The organism is Paractinoplanes rishiriensis, from assembly GCF_016862375.1.
Classification (GTDB): Bacteria; Actinomycetota; Actinomycetes; order Mycobacteriales; family Micromonosporaceae; genus Actinoplanes; species Actinoplanes rishiriensis.
On the sequence record NZ_BOMV01000077.1, the window covers coordinates 82474 to 103243 of the forward strand.

At 73.9% G+C, this 20770-nt stretch carries 16 protein-coding genes; 11 read left to right on the forward strand and 5 right to left on the reverse strand.

The genetic code is table 11. The features are described from left to right. The first annotated feature begins 30 nt into the window (after nt 1-30). Together Ari01nite_RS36350 and Ari01nite_RS36355 are read left to right on the forward strand one after the other, a co-directional pair. Nucleotides 31-531, forward strand: coding sequence for a PH domain-containing protein (locus Ari01nite_RS36350; RefSeq protein ID WP_203786875.1), 501 nt, complete (start codon nt 31-33; stop codon nt 529-531). Beyond that, the gene (locus Ari01nite_RS36355) at nt 528-2027 is read left to right on the forward strand and encodes a PH domain-containing protein (RefSeq protein WP_203786882.1); all 1500 of its coding nucleotides are present in this window, start codon (nt 528-530) and stop codon (nt 2025-2027) included. The genes Ari01nite_RS36350 and Ari01nite_RS36355 overlap by 4 nt, the downstream gene beginning before the upstream one ends. A gap of 64 nt (nt 2028-2091) precedes the next feature. Here Ari01nite_RS36355 and Ari01nite_RS36360 read toward each other — a convergent pair whose 3' ends face one another. The 3 genes from Ari01nite_RS36360 to Ari01nite_RS36370 all read right to left on the reverse strand — a co-directional run bounded on the left by Ari01nite_RS36360 (nt 2092) and on the right by Ari01nite_RS36370 (nt 5737). Further along, entirely contained in the window at nt 2092-4758 is a 2667-nt protein-coding gene (locus Ari01nite_RS36360; RefSeq protein ID WP_203786884.1) for an ATP-binding protein, read from the reverse strand. Nucleotides 4759-4860: 102 nt separating this feature from the next. Further along, entirely contained in the window at nt 4861-5091 is a 231-nt protein-coding gene (locus tag Ari01nite_RS36365; RefSeq protein ID WP_203786891.1) for a zinc-ribbon domain-containing protein, read from the reverse strand. A gap of 4 nt (nt 5092-5095) precedes the next feature. Continuing rightward, complete coding sequence (locus Ari01nite_RS36370; protein ID WP_239163311.1) at nt 5096-5737, reverse strand: response regulator transcription factor; 642 nt, start codon at nt 5735-5737, stop codon at nt 5096-5098. Between the two features lie 57 nt (nt 5738-5794). Here Ari01nite_RS36370 and Ari01nite_RS36375 point away from each other — a divergent pair, with 57 nt between their 5' ends. From Ari01nite_RS36375 to Ari01nite_RS36415, 9 genes are all read left to right on the forward strand, one after another. Further along, nucleotides 5795-6088: a hypothetical protein gene (locus Ari01nite_RS36375; protein WP_203786893.1), complete on the forward strand. Its 294-nt coding sequence runs from the start codon at nt 5795-5797 to the stop codon at nt 6086-6088. Nucleotides 6089-6099: 11 nt separating this feature from the next. Then, nucleotides 6100-7878, forward strand: coding sequence for a sensor histidine kinase (locus tag Ari01nite_RS36380; RefSeq protein WP_203786895.1), 1779 nt, complete (start codon nt 6100-6102; stop codon nt 7876-7878). Nucleotides 7879-7997: 119 nt separating this feature from the next. Beyond that, nucleotides 7998-9722 (forward strand): prolipoprotein diacylglyceryl transferase, encoded by a 1725-nt coding sequence (locus Ari01nite_RS36385; RefSeq protein ID WP_203786897.1) that lies wholly within the window; start codon nt 7998-8000, stop codon nt 9720-9722. Between the two features lie 106 nt (nt 9723-9828). Beyond that, nucleotides 9829-12018, forward strand: a complete 2190-nt coding sequence (locus Ari01nite_RS36390; protein ID WP_203786899.1) for a glycoside hydrolase family 3 N-terminal domain-containing protein — start codon at nt 9829-9831, stop codon at nt 12016-12018. 136 nt (nt 12019-12154) lie between these two features. After that, nucleotides 12155-13408, forward strand: a complete 1254-nt coding sequence (locus tag Ari01nite_RS36395) for an RNA polymerase factor sigma-54 (protein WP_203786901.1) — start codon at nt 12155-12157, stop codon at nt 13406-13408. Nucleotides 13409-13465: 57 nt separating this feature from the next. Then, nucleotides 13466-14878 carry a hypothetical protein gene (locus tag Ari01nite_RS36400; RefSeq protein ID WP_203786903.1) on the forward strand — a complete coding sequence of 471 codons (1413 nt, stop codon included), beginning with the start codon at nt 13466-13468 and terminating at the stop codon, nt 14876-14878. 3 nt (nt 14879-14881) lie between these two features. Further along, nucleotides 14882-16243 (forward strand): hypothetical protein, encoded by a 1362-nt coding sequence (locus Ari01nite_RS36405; RefSeq protein WP_203786905.1) that lies wholly within the window; start codon nt 14882-14884, stop codon nt 16241-16243. Nucleotides 16244-16255: 12 nt separating this feature from the next. Beyond that, complete coding sequence (locus tag Ari01nite_RS36410) at nt 16256-18076, forward strand: hypothetical protein (protein WP_203786907.1); 1821 nt, start codon at nt 16256-16258, stop codon at nt 18074-18076. A 2-nt stretch (nt 18077-18078) separates the two neighbouring features. Next, on the forward strand, nt 18079-18885 hold the full coding sequence (locus tag Ari01nite_RS36415) for an amidohydrolase family protein (protein ID WP_203786909.1): 807 nt from the start codon (nt 18079-18081) through the stop codon (nt 18883-18885). On the opposite strand, the gene Ari01nite_RS36420 is transcribed toward Ari01nite_RS36415, so the two are convergent. Both Ari01nite_RS36420 and Ari01nite_RS36425 read right to left on the reverse strand, forming a co-directional pair. Beyond that, complete coding sequence (locus tag Ari01nite_RS36420) at nt 18800-20158, reverse strand: sigma 54-interacting transcriptional regulator (protein ID WP_203786911.1); 1359 nt, start codon at nt 20156-20158, stop codon at nt 18800-18802. The two genes, Ari01nite_RS36415 and Ari01nite_RS36420, sit on opposite strands and share 86 nt — an antisense overlap. Nucleotides 20159-20167: 9 nt before the next feature. Next, nucleotides 20168-20677, reverse strand: a complete 510-nt coding sequence (locus Ari01nite_RS36425; protein WP_203786913.1) for a hypothetical protein — start codon at nt 20675-20677, stop codon at nt 20168-20170. Between the last annotated feature and the right edge of the window lie 93 nt (nt 20678-20770).

Here is a 20770-nt window from a genome sequence, read left to right on the forward strand (position 1 = left end):
ATGCCCACTCACGGGTGAACGGGGACTTCGATGGCAACGACGAGCGATACCCGGCTGCGGCCACCGCGGAATCCCGTCGACCGTCGCGCGGTCGGCTGGTGGACGACCAACCTGCTGCTGCTCTTCGGGTCGCCGGTGCTGGTGCTGGTCATCCTCGGGGTGCTGATCGCGCCGGCGCGGTTCTGGCTGCTCGCCCCGGCCGCGCTGATCGGGGTGCTGGGCCTGGTCGCGGTGCTGGCGCTGCCGCGCTGGTGGTTCCGGGTGCACCGGTGGGAGGTCACCGGCACCGCGGTCTACACCCGCACCGGCTGGTTCTGGCAGGAGTGGCGGGTGGCGCCGCTGTCTCGGATCCAGACCGTGGACACCCGCCGCGGACCGCTCGAGCAGCGGTTCGGCCTGGCCACCGTGGTGGTGACCACGGCGTCGGCCAAGGGCGCGGTGACCATCCCGGGGCTCGCCCACGAGCTGGCCGCCGAGATCGCCGAGCAGCTCACCCTGACCACCCAGGCCGTACCGGGCGACGCGACATGAGCGCCGAGTGGCGCGAGCTCGACCGGCGGGCCGTGCCGGTGGCGGTGGTGTTCATGAGCGGGGTGGCGGTGGCGGCCGGCGTGCCGACGCTGATCGGGCTGTCCGGCATCTCGACCGCGGTCGCGGTGGGCTGGACGCTGCCCGGCGCCGTCTTCGTCGTGCTGGCCGGCACGGTCGCCGAGTGGCTGCGGCACCGCTTCACCCGCTACCGGGTCGGCGCCGACCGCGTCGAGTTGCACACCGGGGCGCTGATCCGCACCCGGCGCTCGCTTCAACGCGACCGGATCCGCACGGTGGACGTGACGGCCGACCCGCTGCTGCGCGTGTTCGGGCTGGTCTCGGTGCGGATCGGCACCGGCGAGCACGCCGAGAAGGGCACCGTCCGGCTGCGCCCGGTCACCCGCGCCACCGGTGACGAACTGCGCCGCATCCTGCTGCACCGGGCCGCCAGCGAGCCGGTCGCGGAAAACACTCTGGCCGTGCTCGACCCGGCCTGGATCCGGTACGCGCCGCTGTCGTTCGTGGCGCCCGCGCTGGGCGTCGCCGCGCTCGGTGGCGTACTCAACCTGGCCGACTGGGTCGGTCAGGCCGGCGGCGTCATCGACTGGGCGATCGACCTGCTCGGCGGCCTCGGCCTGATCGGCGCACTCGCGGTGCTGGCCGGCGTCGCGGCGGTGGTCGGCGCGATCGGCGCGCTCGGGCTGTGGGTCGAGATGTGGCGCGGCTACCGCCTCGACCGCGAGCCGGGCGGCACGTTACGGGTGCGCCGCGGCCTGCTGACCACCCGCTCCATCTCGATCGAGGAGGACCGGCTGCGCGGGGTCGACGTGGTCGAGCCGCTGGGCGCCCGGCTGGCCGGTGCGGCCCGGGTGGACGCGGTGGCCAGTGGCATGGCCAAGGGCGTCGAGCACGACAAGGCCCAGCACAGTACGCTGCTGCCGCCCGCGCCCAAGGAGGTAGCCGACCGGGTCGCCGCCGCCGTGCTGCGCGAGGAGGTCTCGCCCACCGAGGCCGTGCACCTGGCGCCGCACCCGATCGCCGCGCGCGGCCGCCGGGTGCGCTGGGCGCTGGCCGCGGTGCTGGCCGCCGAACTGCCGCTGATCGTGCTCGGCCTGCTGCTCACCGACGTGCTGCTGCACATCGCATGGATCACCGCCCTGGCCGCGGTGCCGGTGGCGGTGGTGCTCGCGCTGGACGCCTACCGCAGCCTCGGCCACGGCACCGTCGGCGGCTACCTGGTGATGCGCAGCGGCTCGGTGCGCCGCTCGACCGCGGCCCTGCAACGCCGCGGCATCATCGGCTGGACCGTGCGCCAGTCGGTGTTCCAGCGCCGCGCCGGCCTGGCCAACGTCTGGGCGACCACCGCGGCGGGCGCCGGCGCCTACGCCATCCGCGACGTGGACACCGGCGTGGGCCTGGACGTGGCCGACGCCGCGGTGCCCGGCCTGCTCGCGCCGTTCCTGGAGACCGGCTTCCCTGATACAGCAGATGCATGACGCGGGACGGTAGGGCCAGGGCTACCGACGGGGCCGGCCCGGCATCTCTCGAACGACCGGTGCGTCAGAGGTCTAGGCGGCCGAGTTGGGAGCGGCGGGCGACGCCGAGTTTCGGGTACGCCTTGTAGAGGTGGTAGCCGACCGTGCGCGGGCTGAGAAACAGCTCGGCGGCGATCTCCCGGTTGCTCAGGCCGGCGGCTGCCCGGCGTACCACCTCAAGCTCCTGCGGGGTCAGCAGGCCGGCGCCGTCCGACGCGGGTGTGTCCGGGGGCGGGTCGCCCAGCGCGGTGAACTCGGCCCGCACCCGCTGCCGCCAGCCCTGCGCACCGGTGGTGTCGAAGGCCTCCAGCGCGAGCTTGAGTTGGGCTCGGGCCGAAGTGGGGCGGCGATGGCGCCGCAGCCATTGGCCGTACGCGAGATGCGTGCGCGCCTGGTCGTAGGGCGAACGGCCGTCGACGGCCAGCGCCTTCTCGAAGCAGGCGGCGGCGTCCGGACCGCGGGCCAGCAACGCCTCGCAGCGCAGCCGGAGGGCGCGGGCCGGCGCCGAACCGGTGTGCTCGGCCCAGGCGGTGAGTGTGGGCAGATACCGCCGGGCCCGGTCGTCGTCGCCGGTCTGCACCGCCGCCTCGACGTGATCGGCGACGGCGCGCACCGGCACGTCCCGGCCGGGCGGTCCCTGGCACACCGCCTCCAGCCGGTCGGCCGCGGCGGCCGGATCGCCGGCCGTCAGGTCGAGCAGGGCCAGCGCCCAGGTCGCCTGCGCGGTCGCCATCCGGTGCTGCCGGGTGTCGGCCAGCACCAGCCGGGCCTGCTCGCGGCAGGTGTCGTCGTCACCGCGGACCGCGGCCAGCCAGGCCGAGATCGAGGTGAGCACCACGGCCTGCATGCCCAGGCCGAGCTCACCGGCCAGCGCGAGGCCCTGTGCCACCCCGGCCTGCGCCTCCCGGAACCGGCCGGTGACCAGCTGGGCGAACGCGAGAGGCTCGACCGCGTACGGCAGCCAGCCGAGCGCGCCCTGGCCGCGCAGCGCCGCCACGTGCCGGTCGAGCAGGGCCGCGGCGGCCGCGTCGGCGCCGGTCAGGACGCCCAGAAAACCGGTGAGCATCTGCTCGACCGAGCCGTTTACCCGGCCGTCGGCGGCGGCCTGCAGCAGCGCCCGTACCGGGGTGACCGCCGCGCCGGTGTCGCCGCGCAGCAGGTCGGTGAACCCGGCGAGGGCGTCGAGCAGGGGCGACCGGTCGCCGGTCATCGACCGCACCAGCCCGGCGCACCGGGCCAGCAGGCCGGGGTCGGCCGCGTCCCGGGCGCACCAGGTCGCCTCGATGAGCATCCCGACGGCGCCGTCCGGGTCGATCGTCAGGATCGGCGCCACGGCGTCGAGGGCGCGGGCGCTGGCCTCGGCGGGGGAGTCCCGCTCGTACGCGACCTGGGCCAGCACCAGGCCGGCCGCCGCGCGTTCCACCGGACGCCCGGTCAGTGCGGCGCCGGACGACGCCAGCTCCGCGGCCCGGTCCAGCCGGCCGGCGTCGTAGGCGGCACGGGCCGCGCCGATCAGCCGCCGGGCCCGGTCGGCCGGGTCGCCGCTCAGCTGCGCGGCCCGTTCCCAGGCCCGGACGGCACCGGCCGGGCCGCCGCGGGCCGTCGCCCGGTGCGCCGCCTGCTCCAGTTCGGCGGCGGCCGCGTCGTCGGTGCCGGTGGCCGCCGCGGCCAGGTGCCAGGCCCGCCGGTCCGGGTCGCCGGACAGGGCCGCGGCGAGCGCGCGGTGGGCCGTGATCCGCTGGGCCAGCGAGGCGTCCTGATAGGCCGCGGCCCGGATCAGCGGATGCCGGAACTGCACGGTGCCGGCCGTCACCCGGACCAGGGTGCTGCGCTCGGCCGGTTCCAGGTCGGCGGCGGCCAGCCCCAGGCGGGCCGCGGCGTCGGTGACCGAGTGCACCCGCGAACGCTCGTCCGCCGCGGCGATGAGCAGCGCCTGGCGGGTGCGGTCCGGCAGCGCCCGGACTAGGCCGCGGAAATGCTCCTCCAACCGGCCGCGGGCGGGCAGCGGCACCATCGGCGTGGACGCGTCGGCGGCCGACAGCTCGACGATCGCCAGCGGGTTGCCGCCGGACTCGTCGAGCACCCGCTGCACGACGTCGCCCGGCAGGGTCCGGACGCTGGCCAGCAGGCGTTCGGCAGCGGTGCGGTCGAGGCGGCCCAGCGCGAGGCTGTCGACGCCCGCCGCCGGGACGGGACGGTCGTGGTCGCGTACCGCGAAAATCATGGCCACCGGGTCGGCGTGCAACCTGCGGACCGCGAACAGCAGGGCGTCGATCGACGACTGGTCGAACCAGTGCGCGTCGTCGACCAGGCACACCACCGGCCCGTCCTGCGCCAGGTCGGAGAGCAGGCTCAGCACCGCGGCGCCGATGAGCAGCCGTTCACCGGCGGCCGAGCTGGCGCCCAGAGCGGCCCGCAACGCGTCGGCCTGCGGTTTCGGTAGCGCGTCGAAGCGGCCGGCAAAACGGGAGAAGAGCAAATGCAGTCCGGCGTACGGGATCTCGGCCTCGGACTCGATGCCGGCCACCCGCAGCACGCGCAGGCCCTCGGCGATGCCGGCGGTGTAGTCGAGCAGGGCGGTCTTGCCGATCCCGGCCTCCCCGCGCAGGACCAGCGACCGGCTCCGGCCGTCCTTCGCGTCCGCGATCAGGCGCTGCAGCCGCGAGCGCTCGGCGAACCGCCCCACCAGCATCCGGACAGCCTAGGACAGGTAACCCGACAGATGCGCCCGGCGCCCGTCCGTACCAACCTTTCCGGCCATGGCGGCGTACCGGTCCGGGGTGGTGTGGCTGCGCTACCGTCCGGCCGCCGCGGCGGGCTGACGGGCCGGGCGCATCGTGGCGCAGTGGGCGCAGCGCAGGTAGTACGCGCTCGGGCGGACCGGGAACAGCGGGATGAAGAACAGGCTGAACTTCGTGGACCGCTTCACCAGGGCCTGCGAGGCCTGCACGCCGCACACCTCGCAGACCATGCTGCTGGTCGAGACCATCTGCTCGCGGGTGCGGAAGCCGAAGAGAATGAACACCCTCTCAGGGTGCCCCACCGGGTCCAGGGTCAATCGTGGAAAGGCCGGCGCGTTGGGCGAGCAGCGCCAGCCGGACCCGGTCGGCGGCGCCCACCTTGGCGAGGATCGCGGCGGTCTGGTTGCGGACGGTCTTTTCGCTGACGCCCAGCTCCGCGCCGATCTGGCGGCCGGTGCGGCCGTCCGCGACCAGCAGGGCCAGCCGCAGCTCGCGCGGGGTGAGCATGTCGAACGGGGGTGGGACCGTGGTGCTCTCGCCGACCTGTGGGCCGAGCACCGTGCCGCCTGCCGCCACCGTGCGGACGGCCGCCACCACGAGGTCGGGGTCGGCGTCCTTGAGCAGGTAGCCGCGGGCGCCGGCGGCCAGCGCCGCCCGCACGGTGCCGGCGTCCGCGGTGACCGTCACGATCAGGGCGGCGCACCGGGGCGCGATGGTGCCGAGCTCGCGGACCAGGGTGATGCCGTCGCCGTCCGGCAGGGACAGATCAACGACGGCGACGTCGGGCCGGTCGGTGGTGGCGGCGCGCCGGGCGGCGGCCAGCGTGTCGGCCTCGACCACGGCGGAGACCCAGGATTCGGCGGTGAGCATCGCGGTCAGGCCCTTCCGGACGACCGGGTGATCATCGACGACGAGAACCCGCAGGGCCACAGTCGACAATCGTACCTTCCGCTTCCGGCGGCCCGGCCGGGCGGCGAGCATGGCGGGATGACCACGCCCGTACGCAAGCATCTCGTGACCGTCGTCGATGCCGCGCCCGCGGTGCAGGCCTGGGTGGACCAGTTCATCGCGTCCGCCCGGGCGGGCACCGGGGACTGGCCGCATCCGCACGGCGGCATCGAGCAGACCTTCATCCCGCTGGCCCGGTTCGACGCCGTGATGGCCGAGGCCGGCTGGGCGCGCACCGCCGAGGGCACCGTCCCGATGAGCCCGGTGCCCGACCCGGACAAGGGCGGCATCTACCACAACGTGCTGCACAGCCTGCTTGGCGACTTCCACTGAGGCCGCTTCCATTGAGGCCGGGGCCGGCTCCGATCGCCGTCGCCGTCCTCGGCCTGCTCGCCGCCACCGCCGTCGCGCTCGCCCTCGGCGTGCGGCCGGCGATACCGGCCGAGGGCCGCGACTGGCTACTGGCCGCCGTCTTCGCGCCGCTGGGCGCTCGGATCGCCGCGCACGAGCGCCGCAACCCGTGCGGCTGGCTGCTGCTCGCGGTCGGCGTGCTCGGCGGCGTCACGGTGGTCACCTCGCTGGCCGGTGCCGGGCCGGTGGCCTGGGTCCGGGACTGGGTCTGGTGGCCCGGGTACGGGCTGCTGGTGCTGGTTGTCGCGCTGTTTCCGGACGGCCGCCGCAGCCGGGTCCTGGTCGCCGGGCTGGCGGTCAACGTCCTGGCCGGCACGGTCGCGCTGGCCGCCCTGATGGCGCGCTCGCCCGGTTCGGCGGAGGGTAACCGGGTCGCGCCGGGCTGGGACGGCGTGGTGTTCCTCGCCGCGTCGGCGGTGCTGGCGGCCGGTGGGCTGGCGGCCGTCGCCGGGGTGCTGGTGCGGATCCGGCGCTGCGAGACGCGCGGGCCGCTGCTGTGGTGCGCCGGCAACGGCGTACTCCTGCTGCTTGCTCTTGCTCTTGATGTGGTCGGCAGTGTGCCGGTGACCTGGCTGGCCGGTGTGCTGGCCATCCCGCTGGCCACGGTGGTCGGCATCATGCGCTACGGCCTGTACGACATCCGGCTGCCGGTGCACCGCGGTCTGCTGTACGGCACGCTGAGCATCGCGGTGCTGCTGGTGTACGCCGCCACGGTGACCGTGGTGGCCCGGCTGCTGCCCGTGGCCGCCACCCCCGTCGCGGTGGCCGCCGCCCTGCTGACCCTGCTGCCGCTGCGCCAGCGACTGCAGTCGGCGCTCACCCGGCGGCTCTACGGCCGGCCTCCCTACGAGCTGGTCACGGTCGTCGGCCGGGGCGCGGATCTGCCGTCGGTGGTGGCCGGGCTGGGGGAGGGGCTGCGGGTGCCGTACGCGGCCGTGCGGGTCGACGACGCCGAGGTGTCGCACGGCCGGCGGCGCGCCTGGCCGGTCACCGAACTGCCGCTGCACCCGGGCGGCGTCCTGGTCGTGCAGCAGCGCGCGCCGGACGAGCCGTGGACCCGCCGGGAGAACGAGCTGCTGTCCGACCTCGCGGCCCAACTCGGACCGGCCGTCGCCGCGACCCGGGTGCGGGAGGAGAGCCGCCGGCTCCAGCGCGACCTGCACGACGGTATCGGGCCGGCCCTGTTCGGCGCCCGGATGCTGGTGCGTGCCGGCCGGACCCGGTCGGCGGAGGCGCCCGGCCTGGCACAGACCTGGGACGACCTGGAGGACGGGCTGGCCGCCGCGACCGCCGAGATCCGCCGGATTCTGGACGGGCTCGGGCCGGCCGCGCTCGAGCGGGGGCTGGCCGCGGCGCTGGACGGGGTCGCCCGGCGGCACCGCGGTGCCGGCCTGCCGGTGACCCTCCAGCTGCCAGCGGACCTGACCGGGTTGTCCGGGGCGGTCGAGGTGGCCGCCTATCGGATCGTGGACGAGGCGCTGACCAATGTGGCCCGGCACGCGCGTGCGGCGTCGGCCACGGTGACCGTCACGCGGGACGGGGCGGCGCTGGGGGTCACGGTGGAAGACGACGGCGCAGGGATCGCGGCGGACCGGGCGGCGGGGCTCGGGCTCGGCTCGCTGCGGGAGCGATGCGCCCGGCTGGGCGGGACGTTCGCCGTGGAGGCGGGCGCCCTCGGCACCCGGCTCAGCGCCACCCTGCCGGCGCGGTAGGGACGGGCGGAACGCCCGGCGGGACGGGCGGAACGCCCTCGGCCGCGGGACGTTTCGCCCCGCACGGTGAACCCACGGCGGTCCGGGGGGACCGCCACGGTTCACCGAGGAGTACCACCGTGTTTCGTACACCCCTGTTCATCCTCGTCGCCGCGACGGCCGCCTTCGGGCTGCCGTCCGCGGCCCAGGCCGAGCCGGCCGACGAGTGCGTCCTGCCGGCCTCGACGCACCGTTCAACACTCGACGAGCAGCACGGCTGTCTCACCGTGGACGCCGCACTCGACGCGGCTCCGTCCGTCGGCGAGACAGCCACCTTCACCTACGAGGTCCGCTCGGCGATCGCCGACGACGCGGTCACGCTCAGCGTCGAACTGCCGCCCGGTCTGCGCTGGCGCAGCGCACCGGCCGGCACCACGCTGTCCACCCGTGAGTCGCTGGCCCCGCAGGCCCGCGGCACCGTGCAGCGGGTCGAGATGACCCGCGCGTTCGCGGCCGGCGAGTCGCTGCGGCTCACCGGGACCGTGTCGGCCACCGCGTCCGGTCCGGCCGAGATCCAGGCCCGGGCGACCGCCGAGGTCGACTCCGGCACCGAGGCCGGCGGCGACGACGTGCTGCTGACCGTGGCCGCGGCCGGCGCGGAGTCCCGGCTCGGCATCGTCAGCTCCAACCGGGCGGCGGCGGTGCGATACCAGGGTTCGGCACCGGTCGTCGCGGCCGGCGAGACCAAGGCGGCCGACGGCCGGCTGACCCCGCCGTCCGCCGACGAGCGGGCGCCGGAGCCGTCGGACCGTTCCGGCGAACCGGCCGGTGAGCGTGCCGGCACCGAGCCGGCCGTCGCCGGCACGTCGTGCGTCACCGGCAGCTGGAACTTCGTCGACCACAAGGGCGTCGCCCGGGCCGCGCGGCAGTGGCAGGTGCAGGCGTGGGACGACGACGCCTCGACCGGCAACGGGAACGACTTCCTGGCCTCCGGCCTGACCGGGTTCGACGGCCGCTACACGCTCTGCTTCACCAGCACCGACGTGGGCGGCGCCGGCAGCCAGGACGTCTATCTCGTGTTCATCGCCGACAACGGCTCGTGGCGGGTGCAGAGTCCGTGGGGCACCTACAACTACGGCAGCGGCGTGATGTGGAACGTGCCGACCGGCACCAAGGAGGTCGGCTGGCTCCAGCCGGGCGACCCGACGCACATGCGCGGCGCGCACGCGTTCGAGGCGGTCAGCGACGCCTGGAACGGCACGCCCGGAGCCTGCTGGGACCTGATCGGTGCCTGCCGGCCGGTCGTGGTGAACTGGGCGCCGGGCTCGACCGACGGCACCTACTACAGCCTCGGCGACAACCAGGTGCACCTCGCCGCGGCCGACCCGGACTCACGGCACACGGTGGTGCACGAGGCCGGTCACTCGATCATGGATGACGTCTTCGACGACGCCTACCCGAGCACGCCGAGCTGCAACCCGCACTACATCAAGAAGGTCTCGTCGCAGGGCTGCGCCTGGACCGAGGGCTTCGCCGAGTGGTTCCCCGCGCAGATCTACAACGACCCGTACTTCCGCTGGCCGAACGGCTCGTCCGTCAACCTGGAGACGCCGACCTGGGGCTCGCTCCTCTGGGCCAACGGTGACCGGGTCGAGGGCCGGGTGGCCGGCGCGCTGATCGACCTGGCGGACAGCCACAACGACGGCACCGACGCATACGCCGAGGGCATGTACAACATCTGGACCACGTTCCAGCGGCACAACTCGCCGCACTTCCGGCAGTTCTGGACGGACCGCGGCGCCGACGGTTTCTCGGTCGGCAACGCACCGCTGAACAGCCTCTACCAGAACACGATCGACTACTGAGTGAGTGACAGGCCGCCCCGCACCGGGGCGGCCTGTTAACACCGTTGTAATGGGAGCGCTCCCATGTGACGATTCTTATCAATGCCCCCTGCGTGAGGACTCCCCCATGCGATCTTCCGGCCTGCCCCTCGTGGTGACCGTCGGCCTCCTCGCCCTGTTCGTGACCCCGCCGGCCGCAGCCGTCGCCGACGACGCGCTGCCGTACCAGGATCCGTCGCTTCCGGTGGCCACCCGGGTCACCGACCTGCTCGGCCGGATGAGCCTCGACGACAAGGTCGGGCAGATGACCCAGTCCGAGCGGGGCATCACCACGGCGGCCGACGTGACCGCGTACCGGGTCGGCTCGATCCTGTCCGGCGGCGGCTCGGCGCCCACCCCGAACAACGCGGCGGGCTGGGCCGACATGTACGACAACTACCAGCGCGGCGCTTTGGCCACCCCACTGCAGATTCCGATCATGTACGGGATCGACGCGGTGCACGGCAACAACAACGTGCAGGGCGCGACGATTTTCCCGCACAACATCGGCCTCGGCGCCACCCGCGACCCCGCGCTGGTGGAGCAGATCGGCCGGGCCACCGCCGAGGAGGTCACCGGCGCCGGGCAGGACTGGACGTTCGCGCCGTGCGTGTGCGTGGCCCGCAACGACCGGTGGGGGCGCACCTACGAGTCGTTCGGCGAGAAGCCGGAGATCGCGACGGCCATGACCACGGTGGTGGACGGCCTGCAGGGCGAGCGGCTGAACGGGCCGGCGTCGGTGCTGGCCACCGCGAAGCACTACCTCGGCGACGGCGGCACCAGCAACGGCACCGACCAGGGCAACACCCAGATCAATGAGGCCGAGCTGCGCGCCGTACACCTGCCGCCTTTTGTTTCTGCTGTCGAGCGTGGTGTGGGTTCGGTGATGGTCTCGTTCAGCAGCTTCAACGGGGCCAAGCTGCACGGCCACAAATACCTGATCACCGACGTGCTGAAGGGCGAACTCGGCTTCTCCGGCTTCGTGGTCTCGGACTGGGCCGGCATCGACCAGCTCGACGGGCGGCTCGGCTTCACCCAGGCCGAGGTGGCCACCGCGGTCAACGCCGGCCTCGACATGATCATGGTGCCGGTCGACTGGAAGACATTCGTCGGCTACCTGCGCGCCGCGGTGCAGAGCGGGCAGATCCCGATGTCCCGGATCGACGACGCGAACCGGCGCATCCTCACCAAGAAATTCGAGATGGGTCTTTTCGAGCAGCCGTACGCCGATCGCAGTTACGCGAGCAGCGTCGGCAGCTCGGCGCATCGCGCGCTGGCCCGGCAGGCCGTGCGCCAGTCGCAGGTGCTGCTGAAGAACGCCGGCAACGTGCTGCCGCTGGCCAAGACCGGCGGCAAGATCTTCGTGGCCGGCAAGAGCGCCGACAACATCGGCAACCAGAGCGGCGGCTGGACGCTGAGCTGGCAGGGCGCCAGCGGCAACACGGTGCCCGGCACGTCGATCCTGGCCGGCATCCGGGCGGCGGCGGGCAGCGGCACCACGGTGACCTACCACCGCGACGGCACCGGCATCGACAGCAGCTACCGGGCGGCGGTCGCGGTGGTCGGCGAGACCCCGTACGCCGAGGGCGAGGGCGACCGCACCGGCTCGATGAGTTTGGACAGCACCGACCTCGCGACGCTCTCCCGGCTGCGCGCCGCGGGCGTACCCGTGATCGTGGTCCTGGTTTCGGGCCGGCCCGTGGACATCGCCGCCGAGATCGGCAACTGGAACGCGCTGGTCGCGGCCTGGCTGCCCGGCAGCGAGGGCGCGGGCGTGGCGGACGTGCTGTTCGGTGACCACGCACCGACCGGAAAGCTGCCGGTGACCTGGATGCAGTCGGTCTCCCAGCAGCCGATCAACGACGGTGACGGCAAGACACCGCTGTTCCCGTTCGGGTTCGGCCTGACCTATGCGGCGACACCGACACCGACGCCGGAACCGACGACGCCCATGCCGGTTGCCTCGTGCCAGGTGCGTTACACGATCAACGACTGGGGTTCCGGCTTCACCGGCACGGTCGCGCTGACCAACACCGGCACGGCGCCGCTGGCCACCTGGACGCTGGGCTGGACATACACCGCCGGCCAGACGATCACCCAGTCCTGGTCCGCACGGGTCACCCAGATCGGCGCCGCGGTGACCGCCACCGGCGAATCGTGGAACGCGTCGCTGGCCGCGGGCGCGACGGCCAGCTTCGGCTTCAACGGCACGCACGGTGGCAGCAATCCGCGACCCGCGCAGTTCACGCTGAACGGGGCCGCCTGCGCCGCCGGCTGACGGCCGCCGGCTGCCGGTTGTCGGCTGTCGGATCAGGGACGGAAGTGGTCCGGTGACGCCGACCTGGCCCGGATCCTGCTGAGGGTCGGACCGGTGACACGCCGTGGGGCGTGGAGGAGTCGCCGGGAGGTGCGGGTTGTCCGTCACGTTCGAGTTCGCCATGACGCCGCGCTTCGGCCTCGAGGTGTCGCCGGCCCTGATCGCCTTCGGTGAACTGCTCATGTTGCCCTGCGCGGCGCTGCGCGACCTGGTCGAGGACGAGCTGAGCGCCAACGCCGAGCTGGAACGGCTGGAACCGGGGGAGTGCCCGATCTGTCGCGGCTCGTGGACCGCGCGCTGCCCGCTGTGCGGGGTGCCGGTCCGCAACCGGACGGCGGACGGTCCGGCCCCGTCCGCCGACGTGCCCGACACCGGTGCCGACACCGACGTCCAGGCGCTGCGCCGGCTGGTCCGCGCGGAGGTGCCGGCCGCCGACGGCGCACTCGCCGACTACCTGATCGACAGCCTTGACCACCACGGCCTGTTCGACCAGGACCCGGCCGAGCTGGCCGCCGCCCTCGGCGTGCCGGCGGACCGGGTGACCGGCGTGGTCGCCGCGATCCGCCGGTGCGGGCCGCCCGGCGTGGGCGCCACCGGCGTGGCCGAATGCCTGCTGCTCCAGCTGGATGCGCTGGGCCTGGCGGACGACGCGCTGGCCCGGCGGGTGATCGCCGATCATCTCGGGGCGCTGGGCCGCGGGCACTTTGCCGCGATCGCCGAGACGCTCGGCACCACCCGCGAGGCGGTTCGCGCGGTGCTCAAGCTGATCCGGCGGCGGCTGCGGCCGTACCCGGCGTTCGACGGCGCCGGCGGGTCCCGACCGGCGTACGTGGTGCCGGACGTGGTGATCCGGCCGGACGGCGACGGTTTCCGGGTCGAGTTGGTCGAGGCGGCGGTCAACCGGCTGCGGGTGCGTCCGGGCGGACCCGGTTCGGGGGCGGCCCGGCTGTTCCTGGCCCAGCTGCGCGACCGGTGGACGACCCTGCGCCGGATCACCGAGCTGGTGGCGGACCGGCAGCACGCGTTCCTGGCCCGCGGTGCCGCCCATCTGGTGCCGCTCACCCGCGCCGAGGTGGCCGCGGATCTGGACCTGCACGAGTCCACGGTCAGCCGGGCGGTCGCCGACAAGTACGTGCTGATGCCGGACGGCACGACCGCCGCGTTGGCCGCGTTCTTCTCCGGCTGCGGCGGCGCCGACGAGGCGCTGCGCCGCATCCTCGGCGCCGCCCGGGGCCCGCTCTCCGACCAGCAACTCGCCGACCGGCTGCGCGACGCCGGCTATCCGATGGCCCGCCGGACTGTCGCGAAGCATCGCGCCCGCCTGGGGTTCACGTCGGTCGCCCTGCGCTGAGCTGGCCCCTTTCTTGCAGTTCTCCCTGGTGCATCGGCACGACGACGGGAGAGCTCCATGTTCGAGACGACGACGGCCGGCGAGTACACCGCCGAGACCACTTGGAACGAGAGCGAGTATCCGCAGACCGAGGGCGGCCCGCAGGCGGAGGACGAGTGGGGCCGGCGGCGGCGGTGGCGGCGGCGCCGGCGGTACGACTACGACGACGATGACGAGGCGCAGTTCGCAGGTGAGGCGGAGGCGGAGGCGGAGGAACAGTTCCTGCCGCTCATCCCGCTGCTGTCCAGCGTGGTGCCGGCCGTGCTGGGTGCGCTCGGCGGTGGCCGCAAGCGCGAGGCCGAGTACGAGGGCGGGGGCCAGTACGAGGACGAGGACGAGGGCGAGGAGCAGTTCATCCTCGGCCGGCTGTTGAAGGGCGTGCTGGGCGGCGAGGCGCCGGACCGCGCGGGCGAATCGGTGCTGAGCCCGCAGCAGGAGGCCGAAATGGCCCGGCAGCTGCTCGAGGTCAACAGCGAGGAGGAACTGGGCCGCCTGCTGGGTGGCATCGTCAACGTGGTCGGCCGGGCGGTGCAGGGTGTGCAGAATGCCGCACGGACGCCGCAGGGCCGGGCCGTGGTCAAGGCGGTGACCCCGGTCGTCCAGGCCGCGATGGCCGGTGGTGACGCCCCGGGCGAGATTTTCGAATCCGAAGCCGGCGGCATGAGCCAGGAGCAGGAGATCTTCGAGACCGCGCGGCAGGCGGTACGGCTGACCGCGTCGACCGCCGGGCACGTGGCGGCGGCACCACCGGGCGTGCCGGCCGAGCTGGCCGGCGAACTGGGCCTGCTCCGGGCCGCCGGGCGCCTGGCGCGTCCGTTCGTCGGGCGGGCGATCAACCGGATCTTCGGCCGGCCGCGGTTCGGGTTCCGGCCCGGATTCCGGCCCGGGTTCCGCGGGTTCCGCGGCTACCGGCACGGACGCCCGTACTGGGGCTACCGGGGGCGCCCGTACTACGGGCCACGGTTCGGCCGGTACCGCAACGGCTACGCCGGCCCGGGCTACATCGAGGGCGCGCCACCGCCGCCGGCCGAGCCCGCCGGCCCGCCGCCGCCCGAGCCGCCGCAGCCGGGATACCGCTGGGTCGCGGTGCCGATCGGCGCGCCCGCACCGGCGGCCGCCGCACCCGAGCCCGCGCCGCCGGGCGGCCCGCCACCGGACGCACCTCCGCCGCCCGGGCCCGCGCAGAGCGAGTGGGAGCAGGCCCTGTACGGCGAGGCCCAGTACGGCGAGGCCCAGTACGGTGAAGCCCCGTACGGCGAGGCCCCGTACGGCGAGGCCCCGTACGGCGAGGCCCAGTACGGCGAAGCCCAATACGGCGAATTCCAGCCCGGGCACGGCCCGGGCGAGTGGGAGGCGCCGATGCAGAACGGGCACGGCGACGGCGGCCGCTGGGTGCGCCGGCAGGGCAAGATCGAACTTCTGGGCGCATGAGCGATGACCGTCCACCCGTCCGCCACCCGGCTCCTGGAACAGGAGACGCGCGCGCTGCTGGCCCGGCTCGGGCTGATCCGGCCGTTCGTGCTCCAGGAGACCTCGGTCGCCGCCGCGGCGCTGTCCCCGGCCGCGCTGGCCGGCATCGAGGACCACCTGGCGGCCGGCCGGCGCGAGGTGGGCCGGCGCGGCGCGGAGTTCCTCCGCTGGCTGGCCGGTCCGGGCTCGGCGGCGCCGGCGGCCGAGCAGCAGCGCCGGTTCTGGACCCTGCGGATCGCGTTCCAGAACGCCCTGTCGCAGTTCGACCTGTTCTCCGAGGTGATCACTCAGCGCAGTGAGACCGAGAACGGCGTCCTGCTGTCCGGGCTGGACGTCGCGGCCGCCGAGGCGCTGCGCCTGCCGGGCGGGTTGATCGACGGGCCGCCGGTGGTGTGCGCGCTGCACCGCGGCCTCGGCGGGGCGATCCGCCGGGCACGGACCCGGCTGCCCGGTGGCGGGGCGAACCCGGTGGCGATCATCCGGATCCCCCGCGAACGGATCATCGGTTTCGGCGTCGCCTCGTCGCTGGTCCACGAGGTCGGTCATCAGGGGGCTGCGCTGCTGGGCCTGGTGCGGTCGCTGCGCATCGACCTGCGCCGGCACACCACCGGCGGCCGGCACCGGGCGGCGTGGCGGCGCTGGGAGTCGTGGGTGTCCGAGATCGTGGCCGACTACTGGGCGGTGGGCCGGATCGGGATCGGTTCCACGCTGGGGCTGATCGCGCTGGTCAGCCTGCCCCGGGGGTTCGTCTTCCGCCCGGCCGACGACGATCCGCACCCGGTCCCGTGGATCCGGGTGCTGCTCAGCTGCGCCATCGGCGACCGGCTCTACCCGGATCCGCAGTGGCGCCGGCTGGCCGGGGTCTGGCGCCGGATGTATCCGGCCGAGGACCTGCCGCCCACGCTCGCCCGGATGCTGGCCGAGCTGGAGGAGACCATGCCCGACCTGGTCACGCTGCTGGTCCGGCACCGGTCGCCGGCGTTGCGCGGCCATCGGCTCGGCGAGGTGCTCCGCAACCCGGACGTGCGCCCCGACGTGCTGCTGCGCCGGTTCCGCGCCGACGGTCCGGACCCGGACCGGCTGGCTGACCTGCCGCCGACGCAGGCGTTCGCGCTGATCGGGCAGGCCCGGGCGGCCGGGTTGCTCGGCGCGGCGGACGAGGCCGACCTGCTGCGCCGGCTGATCGCCGAGTGGGCCGTCACCAGCACGCTGGCCACCGCGCGGGCCGCGGCGCGCGCGACCGCGGTCCCCATGTTCCTGGGGCAACCGACCATCTGGGCGGAACCGCCGGCCCGGACCGACCACCACCTTTCTCTCGCGACCTGATCGGAGCACACCATGTCGGAAGAGACCATCCGGATCAACAGCCCGGACGCCGAGCGTTCGCTGACACTCGACGCGAGTCCCGACGAGATCACCACCGGCGGCATCGTTCAGCTCGTCGCCACCGCCTCGGGGCTGCTCGGCGGATACGACGTGACCTGGTACGTCGAGGGCCCGGCACCGCTGCCGGAGGGTGGGCTGGGCATCACCAGCATCACCGGCCGGCACCACGAGTTCCCCGGCGGCGGCCCGATCATCCGGGCCACGCTGGACACCAGCCTGCTGTCCGTCGGGCAGTGGACCGTCTATGTCGAACTGGCCTCCACCGACAACCCGAACGGTCCGGGCATCCGCAGCGGCTCGACGCTGCGGGCGGGCACGCCGGTCGAGGTGCGGCCCCGCCCGTTCACCGCGGGTGACGAGGTCTCCGTCTCGATGCGCCGGGCGGCGGTCACTCCGACCACCGACCAGGCGCTGTGGGTGTCCATCCGGAACAGCACCAACAACCTCGGCTTCGACCCGTACGTCCGGTTCATCGACCGGATCTGGCGGGACAGCGACCCGGCGCGGGCCGGGCTTAACGGTGTGCGGCCGGAACTGCGGCGGGTCGAGCGGCGCACGGCGTTGCCGTACCCGCACGTCGAGCGCTACCGGTTGCTCAAGGCGGCCACCGAGGTCTTCCTGATGATCAACGTACGCACCGACCCCGGTGACTTCCGGCAGGTCGACCTGGCCGAGGAGAGCGCCCGGCTGAACCGGGACCTGCAACCGGGCGACCTCGAGGCGCAGTTCCGGCGGTACCTGGTGGGCACGCCCACCGGGAACGGCGCCGACCTGAACGTCCTGCCCTATCTCGACCTGGTACGCCGGGCGCTCGGCGACGTGCCGGTGCTGGCCAGTCACGGCCGGTACGACGACGAGGCGTCGCTCTGCTACGGGATCCTGGCCGAGAAGCTGACCCGGCCGGTGTTCCTCGAGCTGATCCACTCGTACTGGCTGGAGCACGGCGGCCTGATCAAGACGATCAACGCCATCACCTGGCGGTTCCAGAACCGGGCCAACCCGCACCCGGGCCGGGACCCGCTGGCCGGCGTGGACATCGACCCGCTGCGGCCGCTCAACAACGTGCTCTGGGGCTGGCTGCGGGACGCCGGTCACCGGCTCACCGAGGCGCAGCGCCGCGACGAGTGCCGGCACCAGTACGGCCTGCCACCCGGCCCGGCCGACCGCCGGCTGGCCGACAGCCGCACCCGGTTCATGGGCGCCTTCCACAGTCTGCTGGCCGATTGCCTGCGGTTCTACGAGGACGACGACCTGACCGTGAAGATCGCGAACGGCTTCGACGTGCTCAACGGCCTCAAGGAGACTCACCTGCTGCTCACCCAGGGCGCCCACAACCAGTACGGCGACCTGCCCTGGACCGCCCGGCAGGAGTTCCTGATGGCACAGTGGATCCTGAGCCGGCCGGAGATCCGGGACTTCCTGCCGTACCAGATCATGGTGGACACGCCGGAGACCTGGATGCGGTCGGTGGACGCGATGAACCGTCTGCAGGGCTGGTCGGACGTGTCGGCGCTGCACTACCGCGACCTGGCCGAGTTCGCCGAGCAGCTGCTGCTGGGCATCCGGTTCGGGGCCTGGACGTCGGTCAACGACCCGGATCAGGCGGCCAACTGGGCCCGGTACTTCCGGCGCGAGGTGCAGCAGTACTGCCACGCGTACCAGGCCGTCACCGGGCAGGGGGTGCACCGGCGGGCGCACGGCCCGGCGGCTCTCGGCCGCAAGACCACGTCCAACGGGTACGCGCGGCGGCAGCAGTCGGCATTCCACGGCTGACCATGCGTACGCCGATCATCGACGCGCACTGCCACGCAGGGCCCGGTGACGGGTTCACCGGGCCCTGGGACACCGCGGCACCGCTCGACGACTACCTGCGCCGGTGCGACGACGCCGGCATCACCGGGTCCAACCTGTTCGCGGCGTTCCACACCGACTACGCGGCGGCGAACGAGGAGGTCGGCCGGATCGTCGCCGGCCGGCCCGGCCGGTTCACCGGTTTCGCCATGGTGCACCCCGAACGCGACCGCGGCCGGGTGGCCGCCCTGATCACGAGGGCGGTCGACGGCCTGGGCCTGTGCGGGATCAAGGTGCACCGGCACGACGCCCGGCTCAGCCGGGAGATCTGCGCGGTGGCGCGGCAGTGGCGGCTGCCGGTGCTCTACGACCCGGCCGGCGAGACCAGCACAGTGGCGCTGTTCGCGGCGGAGTTTCCGGACGTCGACTTCATCATTCCGCACCTGGGCAGCTTCGCCGACGACTGGTCGGCGCAGACCGCCTTCGTCACGGTGCTGGCCGAGCACCCGAACGTGCACACCGACACCTCCGGGGTGCGGCGCTTCGACCTGCTGGTCCGGGCGGTCCGCCGGGCCGGCGCGCACAAGGTGTTGTTCGGCTCGGACGGCCCGTGGCTGCATCCCGGTGTGGAGCTGGTCAAGGTGCGGCTGCTGGGCCTGCCGCCGACGGCCGAGGCACTGGTCCTCGGCGGGAACTTCCGGCGGCTCACCGGGCGGGTACGGCGGCACCGTCGCGCGGCACCGGTATCCCCAGCGTTCGCGCTGCCCGGCCGGCGTCCCCGTCCGCGCTGAGCAGGGCCGCGCGCAGCGCCTCCTCCTCGACACCGACGGTCAGGTCGGCAAGCGTGGCGCCGCCGCCCAGCCGGTCACGCACCCAGCCGGCCAGGCGCGGGTCGCCGGTCCGTATACCCGGGCGGTGGCCGGGCTCGGGCCGCTCGGCCTCCGGCACGTCACCCAGGCTGATCTCGTCGCCGCCCAGGTGCCGGTGGATGATGCGCAGCGCGAGGGCGCGCAGGTCGCGCACGTTTCCGGGGTACGGCCGCTGGAGCACCAGCTCGCGGACCGCCGGCGAGAGCCGCGGCGGCTCCCGGTCCGGCAGCGCCTCCCGGAAGAAGTGCTCGACCAGCGGGATCACGTCCCCGGTCCGCTCGCGCAGGCTGGGCAGCCGCAGCGTGCAGCCGGAGATGCGGTGGAAGAAGTCCGGCCGGAACGTGCCGGCGGCCTGCCCCGCCAGCAGATCACGGTTGGTCGCGCAGATCAGCCGGAAGGAGCTCTTGCGCCACAGGTTGCTGCCGACCCGCTTGAACGTGCCCTCCTGGATCACCCGCAGCAACTCGGCCTGCAGGGTGACGGGCAACTCGCCGACCTCGTCGAGGAACAGCGTGCCGCCGTCGGCCAGCTCGAACGCGCCGGTCCGGGGGGCTGCGGCGCCGGTGAACGCGCCCTTCTCGTGGCCGAAGAACTCCGAACCGGACAGCGTCGGCACGATGGTGCTGCAGTCCAGGATGACCAGCTTCTTCTTGGTGGGCCGCGGGTCGAGGTCGTGGATCAGCTGGGCCATGCGTTCCTTGCCGGTGCCGCTCTCGCCGGTGATCAGCACCGCCGCGGCGGTGAACCGGGCCGCTTCCACCGCCTCGCGCAGCACCGCGCGCCACACCGGGCTGCCGCCGACCAGGAACTCCCGGACGTACGGGCGGTCCAGCAGCATGTCGACGTTCTGCCAGCGGCGCAGCCGGCGGGCCACCGGAACGGCCGTCTCGGCGCCGCCCCACACCACCACGTCGGAGGCGCCAGCCCGCAGCAATGCCCAGCCGGTGTCGCCCGCCGGTATCGGCGCGGTGGACAGCACCAGCAGGCGGCCCGGACCGGCGAGCCCGCGCACCCGGTCGGCGGCGCCGGGCCGGGACGCATCCAGCGCCAGCACAGTGTTGTGCGCGGTGGCCGACGGTCGTACGCCGACGGTGCGCAGCTCGCGGTCCAGCGCGCCGGCGATGCCCGCCGGCAGGTCGGCGATCTCCAGACGGGCCTCGATCGGCGCGACCGCGGCGGGCCGTTCCGGACTCATCCGCGCGCCTCAGCTTCTCGCGGCAGCGGCCCTGGTCCTCGGCGCGGTCTTACGCGGCGAAGTCTTGGCCGGCGCGGCGCGGGTGGCCTTCCGTCCATCGGTGACGGTGGTCTTGCCGGCCTCGCCGTTGGACGCCGGTGCGGCCTCAGCCTCAGCCTTAGCCGCAGCCTCGGCCTCGGCCTCGGCCGGCTTCGGGTCGACCGGCGTCTGCAGGGCCGCGGGGGCCGGTGCCGAGCGGTGGCCGTTCCCGTCGGTGTCGCCGTAACCGGTGACGTGCAGCGCCTGGACGTCCTTGAGGACCACGAAGCGGATGTCGCCGGGTCGTGGTGGCGCCGTGACGATCCGGGCCGAGCAGGCCGCGCTCTTCACCGCCTTGGCCGCCTTGCGCGCCTTGCGGCCCGACCCCCAGTCCCGGGCGGACCGGGCGATCACGTCGCGGTCACCGCCGAGATAGGTCACCAATTGCCAGAAGTAGCGATCGTACCGGCCCCGGACGATCTCGAAAAAGAATGGGTTCACGGCGATACCTCCGTAACGGGCTCTCTCATCGTATGAACAGGTGGGGAAGGGGGAACCAATTGTCGACAAGCCGATTGTTCGGACGTTTTCCGT